The sequence below is a fragment of the Parabacteroides sp. TM07-1AC genome (genome assembly GCF_003480915.1).
Classification (GTDB): domain Bacteria; phylum Bacteroidota; class Bacteroidia; order Bacteroidales; family Tannerellaceae; genus Parabacteroides; species Parabacteroides chongii.
In genome coordinates this window covers 232,554-246,510 of the sequence record NZ_QUKD01000007.1, presented here as the reverse complement: position 1 = coordinate 246,510, position 13,957 = coordinate 232,554, and the positions used below count along the sequence as shown (strand labels likewise).

11 protein-coding genes are annotated in these 13,957 nt (G+C 44.4%); 8 read left to right on the top strand and 3 right to left on the bottom strand.

Going from position 1 to position 13,957, the window contains the following annotated elements:
* Window positions 1–73: 73 nt before the first annotated feature.
* Window positions 74–394, top strand: coding sequence for a DUF3467 domain-containing protein (locus tag DXD68_RS15410; protein WP_122362425.1), 321 nt, complete (start codon window positions 74–76; stop codon window positions 392–394).
* Window positions 395–474: 80 nt separating this feature from the next.
* Here DXD68_RS15410 and DXD68_RS24310 read toward each other — a convergent pair whose 3' ends face one another.
* On the bottom strand, window positions 475–645 hold the full coding sequence (locus tag DXD68_RS24310) for a hypothetical protein (protein WP_199715697.1): 171 nt from the start codon (window positions 643–645) through the stop codon (window positions 475–477).
* Window positions 646–784: 139 nt separating this feature from the next.
* Here DXD68_RS24310 and DXD68_RS15405 point away from each other — a divergent pair, with 139 nt between their 5' ends.
* Window positions 785–1,522: a lysophospholipid acyltransferase family protein gene (locus DXD68_RS15405; RefSeq protein ID WP_122362488.1), complete on the top strand. Its 738-nt coding sequence runs from the start codon at window positions 785–787 to the stop codon at window positions 1,520–1,522.
* A gap of 2 nt (window positions 1,523–1,524) precedes the next feature.
* Here DXD68_RS15405 and DXD68_RS15400 read toward each other — a convergent pair whose 3' ends face one another.
* Window positions 1,525–3,012 (bottom strand): capsule assembly Wzi family protein, encoded by a 1,488-nt coding sequence (locus DXD68_RS15400; RefSeq protein WP_122362424.1) that lies wholly within the window; start codon window positions 3,010–3,012, stop codon window positions 1,525–1,527.
* A gap of 140 nt (window positions 3,013–3,152) precedes the next feature.
* On the opposite strand from DXD68_RS15400, the gene DXD68_RS15395 reads away from it, so the two are divergent.
* Window positions 3,153–4,538 (top strand): protein kinase domain-containing protein, encoded by a 1,386-nt coding sequence (locus DXD68_RS15395; RefSeq protein ID WP_122362423.1) that lies wholly within the window; start codon window positions 3,153–3,155, stop codon window positions 4,536–4,538.
* Here DXD68_RS15395 and DXD68_RS15390 read toward each other — a convergent pair whose 3' ends face one another.
* Window positions 4,539–5,546, bottom strand: coding sequence for an alpha/beta hydrolase (locus tag DXD68_RS15390; RefSeq protein WP_122362422.1), 1,008 nt, complete (start codon window positions 5,544–5,546; stop codon window positions 4,539–4,541). It lies immediately after the preceding gene.
* Between the two features lie 379 nt (window positions 5,547–5,925).
* Between DXD68_RS15390 and DXD68_RS15385 the strand changes: the two genes are divergently transcribed.
* From DXD68_RS15385 to DXD68_RS15365, 5 genes are all read left to right on the top strand, one after another.
* Entirely contained in the window at window positions 5,926–7,146 is a 1,221-nt protein-coding gene (locus DXD68_RS15385; protein ID WP_122362421.1) for an alkaline phosphatase family protein, read from the top strand.
* An 18-nt stretch (window positions 7,147–7,164) separates the two neighbouring features.
* A complete protein-coding gene (locus DXD68_RS15380; RefSeq protein WP_122362420.1) occupies window positions 7,165–8,685 on the top strand; it encodes a sulfatase in 1,521 nt (506 codons plus the stop codon).
* Between the two features lie 102 nt (window positions 8,686–8,787).
* Window positions 8,788–9,345, top strand: a complete 558-nt coding sequence (locus DXD68_RS15375) for an RNA polymerase sigma-70 factor (protein WP_233577175.1) — start codon at window positions 8,788–8,790, stop codon at window positions 9,343–9,345.
* Between the two features lie 89 nt (window positions 9,346–9,434).
* Window positions 9,435–10,361 carry a FecR family protein gene (locus tag DXD68_RS15370; protein ID WP_158585898.1) on the top strand — a complete coding sequence of 309 codons (927 nt, stop codon included), beginning with the start codon at window positions 9,435–9,437 and terminating at the stop codon, window positions 10,359–10,361.
* Between the two features lie 206 nt (window positions 10,362–10,567).
* The gene (locus DXD68_RS15365) at window positions 10,568–13,942 is read left to right on the top strand and encodes a SusC/RagA family TonB-linked outer membrane protein (protein ID WP_122362487.1); all 3,375 of its coding nucleotides are present in this window, start codon (window positions 10,568–10,570) and stop codon (window positions 13,940–13,942) included.
* Window positions 13,943–13,957 lie beyond the last annotated feature (15 nt).

Sequence of the window (13,957 nt, the reverse complement as noted above, 5' to 3'; positions counted from 1 at the left end):
CAATATATTTCATGGATATTTCTTATATCTGTATATTTGTGCCCGAATTAGTTAAACTTAAAACATAAAGAAAATGGAGAACGATAAAAAAACGTCTAACGAGATACAGGTAGAACTGTCTGAAGAGATGGCACAAGGTACTTATGCTAATCTGGCAATTATCTCACATTCAACATCTGAGTTTATACTCGACTTTATCCGCGTGGTTCCGGGCGCTCCGAAAGCACAGGTGAAAAGCCGTGTCATCCTGACTCCGGATAATGCTAAACGATTGTTTTTTGCTTTGCAGGATAACCTGGCAAAATATGAAGAACAGTTGAAAGGTGGCAATAATAAGACTGCTAACTTCGAAGATTTTATGCCGCCGATGGGTGGTGTTCAGGGAGAAGCTTGATTTATAGTTTCTTCCCAAAAGAAAAGGGATCGTTTCTTGATAATAGAAACGATCCCTTTTTTAATTTTTGAGCTTGTGTGTTACTGCACTTTCTTGTTGATAACAATGTGACCGATGTAACCAATGATGATAATAGCCAAACCTGCAATAAGGATAGTGTTAGTTACACCTCCGGTAATAGCCGGTACAGCAAGAATGATTACACCGATTAAGAGCACGATTACCCCAAGATTTTTAACTAATTCGTTCATGGTTATAGATGTTTTTATAATTATTTTCTTTTCTACCGCAAATAAAGTAATAATAACCCGATTGCAAAAATATTTTAGAATAAAAATAATGAAACCATCGAATTTAGCTCCTATATTTGTAGTATCAATACAGTTATATATGCTACGAATACTTTACTTGGTTTATTTATGGCTGTTTTTCGTACCTGTCTTTGTGGTGCTTACTATCGTTACAGCCTTAACCGTTATTATTGGTTGTCTATTGGGAGGAGAAAAGATTTTCGCTTATTACCCGGGGATGATCTGGTCGCGACTGACATGTTATCTGGCACTTTGTCCGGTGAAAGTAAAGGGACGGGAGAATATAGACCGTAAGCAATCGTATGTATTCGTGGCGAACCATCAGGGAGCATTTGATATTTTTCTGATTTATGGTTTTTTGGGAGTTCCCATTAAATGGGTTATGAAAGCAGGCATTGGAAAGATTCCTTTTGTCGGGGCTGCCTGCCGGGCTGCCGGGTTTATTTTTGTGGATAACTCAACCCCTAAAGCCGCTATCCGTAGTGTACAGGAAGCCGAACGTTGTCTGAAGAACGGTGCTTCGGTGGTCGTATTTCCGGAAGGATCGCGTACGTATACCGGCAAAATGATCCGGTTTAAGAAAGGGGCCTATCAGATGGCGTTCGACCAGCATTTGCCTATCCTGCCGATCACGCTGAACGGACCTTTCGATGTCCTGCCGATCGGTTCACTGAATGTACACCGTCATAAGATGGAAATGGTGATCCATCCGGCTATTTCGACAAACGATATGGATTCATCCCATAAAAGCATGCAGCAGTTTGCGGATCATACGCAGGAGATTATTGCTTCCGCTTTATGGGATAAGTATAAATGAAATTACTTCCAGGCTTTCAGCAGGCCGGTTTTAGTCACGCCCAAACTGAAACCGACACCTTTCCCTATCATCGTTCCGGAATCAGCAGCGACAGAGCCGGTGAACAACCAGCCTTTTAACTGCGGGTGCGTGTAGTTGATATCTATCAGAGTGGAAGTGCCGTACTTTTTGTTCAAGAACGGTAAGTAGGAGGTGCCCCAACCGTTCATCGCCGTGAACAATACACGGTAGGAGAGAAGCGCATTAATAGAACCTTCAGCTCCTATATGCCAGCTTTTAACCCGGTTGTTCTTGAAACCGAGAATACCATCTTCGTTATATTCAGGCGCAGGGATCAACGGTGAACCTATTCCCCGGTTGAAATAGGAGAAACCTGTCAGATATTCCCCATTGTTATAATAATCATCGTTTCCGCCTCCGCGTCCGCCTTCCCATTTGTCGTGGTCAAAATCGATAAAATGCATAGGACCACTTTGGTTCATCGTAACCAGATATTCACCGACTATTTTGCTCAACCACGGAGTAGCCGGCAGATCTATTTGTATCCCCCATAGCCCGTCGCTTTTGTTGGCAAACTCTATGCCTGATTTGTCATTGAAGTAATGTTGGTAGTAAAAATGTCCTCCCCAATCTTTTGTCGTGTAACTTAATTTGAAATCGAAGGAACCGTAATGGCTTCCCAATACATTGATCTGATCCGACAGAGTGGCGTCCTCTCCTCCTTTTTGTCCGAAAATGACACGTATCATGTCTTTAAAAGACTGAGGCTGTTTACCTATCTTGGGATTGGTCGATGTCCCTCCCCACTGGGCGAAGTGTTGTGCACCCATCGTGAAAGACAACGGGAAATCATTTCTTGTATCCTTGATGCGGAGGAAAAAGGATTTATGATGCCATAACACATTCTTTACATACGTTTGTTTTACATTGGCAAAATCCTCCAGATAATCGGTATCGAACGATCTGCCCATGGCAAAATCCCCTCTGACCTGCAGCAAACCCTTTGTCCAGGGGACAACGGTAAACTCCGGCATGCTCAGGTTGACTTCCGGAATAGGGCGCGCATTGGGAGATTGTACCATATCGCCAGAGCTCAGATTGCGGTCCCATAACGAATTATAGCGTTCTTTGCTACCGACGCTAAGCAGTAAACTCCGGTATCCGATTTCCGCATAAGCCTGCTGAATAAACACATTGCGATGGCGCGGGACGGCAGCAATAACGTCCAGTCCGGCACCCCAGCGGAACTTATTCCCAAAATGCTGATTGTGGAACACTCCGGCATCTAAAAAAACGTTCCCTGCATCTAGAGGGACAACTCCGTACCGGTTGCTAACCATCCAGAACGGCGTGTTTGAACTGGTGGCGGCAGAACCGAACAGCTCTACTTTATAAATGGTGGAATCTTGCGTCTTGTTGATTTGGGAATAACCATGCGCTGAAATGCTGAGCAAAATTATTCCGGCTAATATGCTATGTAAGGCTTTCATTCTAATTAAATTTTGTCCGCAACAAAGGTAATGATAATTATAATGCTGCTACAGGCGCATTTAAAAAAGAAGCTTAAGCATTATAAAAATACAAATATAATTGTATCTTTGTTGTCACAGCTTGATTTACAACGTTTAATATGGATGATAAGCAACTATTTTTTGAATTTCTGGAACTTGAAAAGTATAGAATTTCATTATCTTTGGGAGAATGCCAGTTAGATTCCCTGCCTTTGGGAAAGGGGGAAACGGGCATAGTCTTCAAAGCCCGAATGAATGGAAACGACGTTGCCTTGAAATTCTTTTTATTCAAAGGAGATGATGAGGGAAAGGTTATATGGTTAAATAAGCTTAAAGCTCGATATCTGACACTCTCTCTTTTGGAAACAAGAAATAACATTGTACAGTATGCCGACTTTGATATTGTGACCATACACGGAGAGGAGATTCCCGTCCTGGTCATGAAGTTGTATAAATGTTCGCTGGAAGAATACAGGAATATTCTTTCAGTGGATACCTTTCTCAAGCTGTTCCGCTTTCTGACCAATACTGTGCATTTCCTACATAGTATGGGAATCTGCCACGGGGCGATCAGACCGCGCAATATCCTGGTGGACGATCATCATGAGTTTGTATTGACCGATGTCTCTATTGTTGAAAGCAGTGATTCCGGTTGTTCCGACATTACCGCGATAGGAGAGGTGCTGCAATGGTATGCCTTTGGCAATACCGGTAATGACGCAGCCGTAAGCAAGGTATTTCCGTCTTTGAAGATGTATGATGAGATTGTGGAACGCTGTCTGACCGAAGATAGCAGCCGGCGCTTCCGTTCGGTAGATGAGATCTTGTCTTTCGTCGAGATTCAGAAAGAGCGCGATCCGAACGAGTTGCTGAAAGAGTTCAGCCTGATATGCAGGAAGAACTTTCCTAAGGAACTGCCTGAGTTTGTCCATTGCTCCGACCAGACGAAGATCAACAAGCTCTTCTCCGAATTTGTATCCCGAAAAGACTTTTTCGGCAGCAATCTGATTTACTTTACGGATGTGGAGCGGAATATCTTTTCCCCGCAGATATGCAAGAACGGATATATCAAGTTCGATAACTCCGCCCAGTATAAAGTGCTGGATATTTGGATTCATAGCGACAATGACATGCGGAACGACTATATCCTGGTCCACCATTCGAACACCTTGCCGGAAAAGGTGAACGGCAAGGACGTATACCGCTGGGCCGTTTATAAAGACCATACGCAGATAACCTGGGAGGAAGCCATGAACGGTTTCGCGGAAAGTGACGGAGATATCATTGCCCTGGACCGCACCAAGATCGAATTTTACAACCGTATCCCTCGTGAGGGCTATACTTTCATCGCTTTGAACCACCTCCACAGCCTGGCTTCTCCTGCCAATACCGGAACGTTGCGCGATTATTTCTTCCGTTTCAGCTTTAGCTATGTCAACCGTTATATCCTGGAAGATATGAACAATCTGAGCAAGCAGCACATATCCGCTTTGCGAAGAAAATAATCAGAAGTTCTTTTCCGTCATCCAGCTGAATACCGTTAGGTAAGTATGATCACGGGAAGGTTTTTCCGAGAGGATCAGATCGTGTATGCCGCCCACGATCGTGTCGCGTGTGACATAGTTTCCCAGTTTAGGCGCATACTTCTGAATATCATGCACATTGAGCACGATATCGGACGACAGGTATTCGTTGTGCCACTCCTCTGTCTCCGGATAAGACCGGTTGGACGACATCACAAGGATCGGGCAATCCAGCTTCAGCCCTTTCCGGACTTTCTGCTGTCCTTCCTGGATCGCTTTTATCCACCCCGCCTTTTTAGGGTGTCCGTTGATCATTTTCCAGTTTGTATCATATTCCCATTCCCCTTTGAATTGTTTTAGGAGACTGTGTGCGTATGATGCGTCGCCTTCGCCCTGTACGGTCAGGTTAGGGAAGAACCGCCCGATAAATGCGACGGCCGGAATAGCCACCTTCTCCATAAACCAACCGAAGTTCCAGTCCAGGAAAGGACTGTTCAGTATCAGTCCGTCTACCGGGAGGTTTCCTTTTTTACTATCCAGATAGAGCGGGGTGATCAATCCGCCTGTTGAATGCGCCATCAGCAGTATCTTGTCGTTCCCTTCCGACCGTATGGTTGCCAGTGCCGTATCGATGTCGGCGAAATATTCCGTAAGGCTTTTGCAGAAAAAAGGATTTTGGTTCGGCAGGATCGAGCGCCCGTATTTCCTCAGATCCATCGCGTAGAAGTTGTAACCATGCGCATTCACGCTGTCTCCCAACTGCTTTTGGAAGAAATAGTCGTTATAACCGTGGATATATAATACTGCCTGTTTCACATCCGTCAGCCGGGGCTTTTTTACCAATGTGCAGACCACTTTCCCTTCATAATCGTCGGGCATCTGAAACGTACGCCGCAGGTATCCGTCTCCCAGCACATCGGGTACGTATTGTGCATAAATGCTGATAGCCAATGAAATAAGTAAGGTCGTAAAAAACAGTTTGCGTCTCATAATCGTTTTCCTTTTATAACCGTGATCGGTATGTCATTGTTCCGGACACAAAGGTAGGCAAACAATTAGAACGGAGATGCTGATATTTTAATCTTTTAGATACGACTAAGTAGTTCTTTCCTCCCGTATTTTTATTCGTTTTGGCATGCTTGAATTTAATTTTTAGCATGCTCGAAATTAAATTTATGCTAGCCCGAAATTAATTTTGAGCTAGCTCAAAAGCAAAAAAATAGAGGAGGAAAATTGTAAAAGTATACGATAAGCGAATTAAATAGTCGTATCCTGCCGGTTAGTTTGATAAGTCCTGCTCTTTATTTCATTAAACAAAAGAAATGTGTACTTTTAGGACTTCATTAGTAAACATTAAGGGGAGATAGTTATGAGACGTATTTATTATTTGTTGCTGGTATGCCTGTGTTGCACCAGTTTGTTTGCGAAAACCAAGAAAGCCGTGTATATAATCATTGACGGGGTTCCTGCCGATCAGATCGAGCGGCTTCACACGCCCGCCATATTCGATATCGCTTCCAGGGGAGCGTATGCGAGGGCTTATACGGGCGGTGAGATAGGACAATATTCTCAAACGGCAACGATTTCTGCTATCGGCTATACCAATTTGCTGACAGCCACTTGGTTTAACAAACATAATGTAGGCGGTAACTCCGACCTGCAGCCCAATTATAACTACTGGACTATCTTCCGGATTGCCAAAGAACAGCCGAAAGACTATAAAACAGCCATCTATTCCAGCTGGACGGACAATCGTACAGTCCTGATCGGAGAGGGAAAGAAGGAAACAAACCATCTGAAAATAGATTATGTGAAAGACGGCTACGACCTGGATACGATCCGTTTCCCGAAGAAGGAGAAGGACTTGCATATCTTCGACATCGACGAACAAATCTCGAAAGATGCCGCGGAAGGAATCCGTAAGGATGCACCCGATCTGAGCTGGGTGTATTTGTGGTACACCGACGATGCGGGACATATTGCCGGCAACGGCGCTTTCTTCGATGAATATGTGCGGAAGGCGGACGACCAGGTTGCCCGTATTTGGGAAGCCGTCAAGTATCGCGAAGCCAATTTCGATGAAGAATGGATGATCGTCGTAACGACCGATCACGGCCGTGGCGAGAACGGTCACGGACATGGTGGGCAGTCCTGGCGCGAACGTACTACCTGGATTTCGACGAATGTTCCGGTAAACAGCCATTTCACGGCAGGCGGATTGGCTATCACGGACATTGCCCCTTCCATTTGTCGTTACCTGGGCTTCGAAGTCCCGCAGGCTGTCCTTTGGGAACAGGATGGCATGCCGTTCATCGGTAAGGCGGATATTTACGATTTACAGACTATGCCTTATGACAATACGGTGGAACTATCCTGGAAGTCTTATTCCGGAAACGTCCCTGTTACGGTCTATGCCGCTGCCGGAAACAAATTTAAGGAGGGCGGCAAAGACGAGTGGATAAAGGTAGCCGAGCTTCCTGCCGGAGCGACGAAATATACGGTCGATCTGCAAACCTTGCCCTCTTCGAAGCTCTATAAGTTCGTCGTGGCGGCTCCCGGAAATCATTTGAATCGCTGGTTACAAAAATAGACATATAAATCAAATGGTATGAAAAAAACTCTTTGTGTATCAACTTTATTGCTTTTGGGCGCCCAGCCGATGATGGCTCAGGAGCGTCCGAACATCATTGTTTTCCTGGTCGATGATATGGGATTGATGGATACTTCGCTGCCTTTCTTGACAGATGCGGAGGGTAATCCGGTTCGTCATCCGTTGAACGACTGGTATCAGACACCCAACATGGAACGAATGGCGCGTCAGGGTATTCGTTTCTCGACTTTCTATGCTCAAAGCGTCAGTTCGCCGTCGCGTGCCTCTATTATGACCGGACAAAACTCGACCCGGCACGGTACGACCAACTGGATCAATTCGGAAAGTAACAACAAAACTCCGTTCGGACCGGAAGGTTGGAATTGGAAAGGGCTGACGAAAAGTGATGTTACTTTACCCCGTGTTCTGCATGATGCCGGATATAAGACGATCCATGTCGGCAAGGCTCATTTCGGCTGCCAGGCCAGTGAGGGGGAAAATCCCCGCAATATCGGCTTCGACGTGAATATCGCAGGCTCTTCAATCGGACAACCGGGAAGTTACTACGGAGAGAACGGTTACGGAAACATCAAAGGAAATAAAAGCCGTGCCGTGCCGGGACTGGAGAAATATCATGGCACGGATGTCTTTTTGAGTGAGGCGTTGACTTTGGAAGCTAACAAACAGATCAATGAAGCGGTAGGCGAGAAGAAACCTTTCTTCCTGTATATGTCTCATTACGCAGTACATGGTCCGTTTGAACCCGATAAGCGTTTTGCCGAACATTACCGGTATACGGGAAAACCGAAGGTGGCAGCCGATTTCGCTACGCTGATAGAAGGCATGGATAAATCGTTGGGCGATATTATGGATCACCTGGAAGAGCTGGGAATAGCAGAAAATACATTGATTCTGTTCCTGGGAGACAACGGTTCCGATGCTCCTCTCGGAGACGATAAAGGCTATACCTCTTCTGCTCCGTTGCGTGGAAAGAAAGGCACGGAGTATGAGGGCGGTGTCCGTGTTCCGTTCATTGCTTGCTGGGGAAAGCCGGATTCTCAAAATTCGAATCAAAAGAAACTACCGATTGAAATAGGCGGCATTCAACGCCAGCTGGGTACGGTGATGGATATCTATCCGACTGTTTTGTCCCTTGCCGGAGCTGATAATCCCAAAGGACATGCGGTTGACGGTGTGGACTTGCGCGTTCAGCTGGAAGGAAAAAAGAACAATATCCGTTCGGAAAAGGTATTGATGCATTTTCCCCACGAACATCGCGGAAGTTATTTCACGACCTACATCGATGGCGATTGGAAACTGATTTATTATTATAATCCGGAAAGGCCCGCCGAGCCCCGTTACCGTTTATATAACCTGAAGAAGGACCCGGGCGAAACGCTTGATCTCTCGCTTCGTGACAAAAGTCGTGTGAAGGCTATGGTGCAAGCCATGAGTGCCCAGCTTGAAGCTGAAGGGGCACTTTATCCGGAGGATGCAAAGGGTAATCCGCTGAAACCGTTCTTCTCTGATGTCTTCTAACAACTTTGATCGGTTTAGTAGTAATTGTCATAAAAATTGTTATTTTTGCATAGTGAGAAAACTAATACATCTTTGAGTACCTATAGACACATAATAAATCCTTTGGAAGTCAATTCTGAAATGAACTTTGCAACGTTTTACAATACGTATCATCAGCGTTTTGTACGGTATGCCTATTATTATGTGAATGATGAACCGACAGCTGAAGACATGACCCATGATGCATTGCTTTATTATTGGGAAAATCGGCATAAGCTGGCCGCAGACATGGATGTGTTAGGTTATATACTTCAGTCGGTAAAGAATAAATGCCTTAATTACCTGAAGCATGTGCAAGTAGAATGGGAGTATAGTAAGAATTACGCCAATCTGTACGACTGGGAGATCGATATGCGTATCCAGACGTTGGAGAGTGAAAGCTATGCAACTATTTTCACAAAAGATATTCTCAAAATAGTAGAAGACTCCCTGGCTGAGTTACCCGAACAAACCAGGGAGATCTTCTTGTTAAACAGGCTGAAAAATAAACCAAGGAAAGAAATAGCCCAACTGTTGGGTGTCTCCCAGCAGAAGATCGATTACCATATAAATAAGGCGAATGACCATCTTAAACATCGCCTGAAAGACTACGTCCCCTTTCTCCTTTTATTCTTTAATTGAATTTTTTTTGAAAAAAGTTCCATTGTCGTTTGGGATTTTTGCCCGGTCGGTTGCTCTATTATTGTACACACAAAAGAATATAGATGCAAATGGATCGACATATATTGACACGTTACTTTTTAGGACAAAGCCCGGAGGCTGAAAAAGAAGAGATACGACAATGGCTGGAAAGCGATGAAGCCAATCGTCAGGTTTTTATCAGCGAAAGGATTCGGTTCGATGCTTCTTTGTTGGTAGACGAACAGGCATTGACCCGTAAAAAGCATTTTCATCTTTCTCCGCGGGTCATCCGTTATGTGGGGATTGTTGCATCGGTGTTGTTTTTGCTGGGAGGTTTCTATGCTTATGACACCTATCGGAACGAACAATTGCTGCATGCAGTCCAGACAGTGCATGTTCCTGTCGGTAACCGGACAAACATTATATTGCCGGATGGTACGAGTGTTTGGTTGAATGCCAATACGACTTTGCGTTATCCCATCGCATTCTCTTCTAAAAACAGAGAAATCATATTGGATGGAGAGGCTTATTTTGAGGTGGTAAAAGACAAGAAACCTTTCATTGTAAAAACAGATAAATATAATGTAGAGGTGTTGGGTACGACTTTCAATGTAGAAGCCTATACCGATAAGCCGGCATTTAGGACAATGCTTTACAACGGAAAAGTGAAACTATATAATTCGACAGATCCCGAAACCGTTTTTCTCTCGCCCGGACAAACGGCTCAGTTGGTGGGAGGCCGCCTGGAAGTATCTTCTACAACCGACGGGAATAGTTGCCGTTGGAAAGACGGTCTGATTTATATTGAGAATAAATCGTTTGATGCTGTTATGGAATTGTTTGAGAAATTTTACGATGTCAGGATTGTGGTAAATAACCAGAAAGTCGGTGATCTCGGATATAATGGGAAGCTGCGTATTTCGGATGGAGTGGACCATGCCTTACGTGTGTTGCAGAACGATTTCCCATTCACCTATAAGCGCGATGAAGAAACTAACATTATATATATTAACTAATAAAAAAAGGATTTGCCTATGAGGAAAAGAACATGAAAAAACACGCTGAAAAAAAGGACCGGCAGTTGCGCCAACAACCACCGGTCAAGCAGTACATTTATAAATATACTTACTAATTTAAAATCGTAAACAAAGGTATGAAAAAACTTTTTTTATCTGGGTCTTTGGAAGAAAAAGATTCGGGAGGAAAACAAACGGGTAGAGTTATGAAGTTAACGACAGGTTTTTTGTTATTATGTTCAGCTTTTACGTTTGCTAATCCGGCAAACTCCCAAAATGCAAAAGTCAGTTTGAACAAGCAACAGGCTCATTTGAGCGAAGTTCTTGAAGCTATCGAAAGTCAAACAGACTATCTGTTTATTTCAAATCGAAACATCGATTTGAAACAGAATGTATCAGTGAATGTGTCGGATGTTTCTGTCCGTGAAGTCTTAGAAACTATTTTGAAAAATACAGGGTTGACCTTTAAGTTGGAGGGCGTGAATATCGTTTTATCCAAAAGAGATGAGGATGCTTCCGCACAGGCAGCCCAACAGGACCGTAAGATCACCGGAACAGTTGTCGACCAGACCGGATATCCTGTGATCGGGGCGAATGTAGTTGTAAAGGGAACAACGAACGGAACGGTAACGGATCTGGACGGGAAGTTTAGCCTTGAAGTTCCGGCCGGAGCTGTTTTATCCATTACTTATATAGGCTACGTAGAGCAGGAAATGAAAGTAGGCAATGAGTCTGTATTGGCCGTTGTTCTGAAGGAAGATTCCCAGGCATTGGATGAAGTCGTAGTTGTAGGATACGGTACACAGAAAAAGGTGAATGTGATCGGTTCTATTGCGATGGTAGGTGCTGAGAAACTGGAGAATCGTGCAACTTCTTCTGTCGTTTCCGCATTGACCGGTCAGATGCCGGGTGTAACGATTACCCAGCCGGGAGGACGTCCGGGCGATAATACAGGTACGATCCGTGTGCGTGGTGTCGGTTCTTTTGGTGCGACACCGGATGCATTGGTACTGATCGATGGTATTCCTGGTAATATGACAGACATCAATCCGAATGATATTGAATCGGTTTCTGTCCTGAAAGATGCTTCTACGGCTGCGATCTATGGAGCACGTGCGGCGAATGGCGTTGTGTTGGTGACGACTAAGCTGGGTAAAGAACAGAAAGTAGCGATTTCCTATAACGGTTATGTCGGTTTTAACCGGGCGACGGAACTGCCTCAATATGTAGATTCATGGGATTATGCCCGCTTGTTGAATCAGGCTGAAGGTATTACCCGCTTTACCGATGCAGATATCCAGGCCATGCGTGACGGCAGCCAACCGGACCGTTGGGCTAATGAGAAGTTTGTCGATGATATTTTCTCCGGAAACGGTATTCAAACCGGTCATGATATATCTGTTACGGGCGGTAACGATCGCAGCCAGTATTTTACCTCATTCGGCTATTTGAGTCAGGATGGTATTGTTCCGGGAAACAACTATTCCCGATATACGGCTCGTGTAAACCTGACTTCCAATTTGACTGACAATTTGAAAATGACGGTCCGCATGCGTGGTGATCATGCAACGACCAAAGAGCCGGGTACGGCAGGTGCTATCGATGGCGACGGAATGTTGTTGCTGATCCAGCAGGGATTACGTTTCCCTGGATATCGTCCCTCCATGCTTAGCGACGGGACCTGGGGGCCGGGTGTTAAAAACTTTGGTACTCCGAAAGCCTGGCTGGCTTCCGAATCTTTTTCGGAAAAACCCGTTAAACGCTTTAACGCTACTGTCAGTCTGGATTATGAACCGATAAAAGGTTTGAAGTTGACTGCTACCGGTGCATATAATTTTACGAATGCACAGGAGAAAGATTATAAAGCAACTCTTCCGGTGAATATTGATGGGACGATCAATACGTTAGGCCCATCTAAATTGAAGGAGAAGAATACAAATACGGAATATAAGTCATTCCAGGCGACAGCTAATTATGTGAAGACTTTTAATGAATTGCATAACCTGGATGTATTGGTCGGTTATTCCTGGGAAGACGAAAGAGAACGTGACCTGGAAGCTGGACGTCAGAACTTCCCGAACAACAACTATCCGTATCTGACGGTTGGTTCACCGGATGTACAGACGAATACCGGCGGTGGTAAAGATTGGGTGATCCAGTCTGTTTTCGGACGTGCTCAATATAACTATGCGGAACGCTATCTGGCAGAAGTAACCATGCGTTATGACGGTTCTTCCCGTTTCCCGTCGGATTCCCGTTATGCATTTTTCCCTTCGGGGGCTATTGGCTGGCGTATTTCGGAAGAAAATTTCATGAAGGAGAATGAAAAACTATCGTTCATTAGTAACCTGAAGTTGAAAGCTTCTGTTGGTATCCTGGGTAATAATAATATAGGTAATTATGCTTACCATTCTGTGTATGTGCTGGGTAATGAATATAACTATCCGCTTGGAGGTGTTATACAGCAAGGGGCACAGTTGGTCAACTATACGGATCCTAAACTGAAGTGGGAAACAACACGTACGGTCGATGCCGGTTTCGAGTCTATCTTGTGGAATGGCTTGCTAAGCGCCAATATCTCTTATTTCCATCGTTATACATACGATATTTTGTTTAAGCCGAATGCCAGTGCTTCTTCCATTTTCGGACTTAATATGAGCGAAGTCAATACAGGTGAAGCGCTCAATCATGGTTGGGAGTTTGAAGTAGGACACAGGAATACGATCGGTGAGTTCAGCTACGGCGTAAATGCTAATTTTAGTGTTATCAATAACGAAGTGAAATCACTGGGAGTGGGTAATGTGGATCAACCGAATGGCATGGTTGGTAACGGTTCTGATCTGTTCATCGGGTATCCGATGCAAATGTATTACGGTTATCTGACTGACGGCGTATTTACAGACCAGGCTGATATCGATGCATGGTTTGCTCATACAGACCAGTCTGCTTTCGGTAGAAACCAGGCAAATACGAAGCCGGGTGATATTCGTTACAAAGATATTTCCGGTCCGGACGGTGTTCCTGATGGAAAAGTGGATGCGACCTATGACCGTGTTTATCTGGGTTCCAGAATTCCGAAATATACATTTGGTGTTTCATTGAATGCAGCTTATAAAGGTTTTGACCTGAATATCTTCTTACAGGGTGTTGCCGGTGTGAAAGGTATGCTGAATAATTATTCTGCCTGGGCATTCTTCTCAGAAGGTAATGTACAGAAATGGCAGATGGAAGAAGCTTTCGATCCGGAAAATCCGAATCGTTATGCGAAGTACCCACGTCTGGAAAATATCGGAACTGCGGGTGGACATAATACACAGACTTCTGACTATTGGGTTCGTAATGCATCTTATCTGCGTATCAAAAATATACAGCTTGGATATACGCTCCCGAAGAAGTTGTTGCAAAATTCGGTGATTTCAAGTTTACGCATTTATGCGGCTGCAGAAAACCCATTTACATTCCATAGTTATCCGGATGGCTGGGATCCTGAAATTAACTCGGCTAAAGACGATGCTTATAGTGGTGGACAATTCTATCCTGTCTTGCGTAATTTTACATTTGGCGTGAATCTTAAATTTTAATGGAGGTTATGAGTA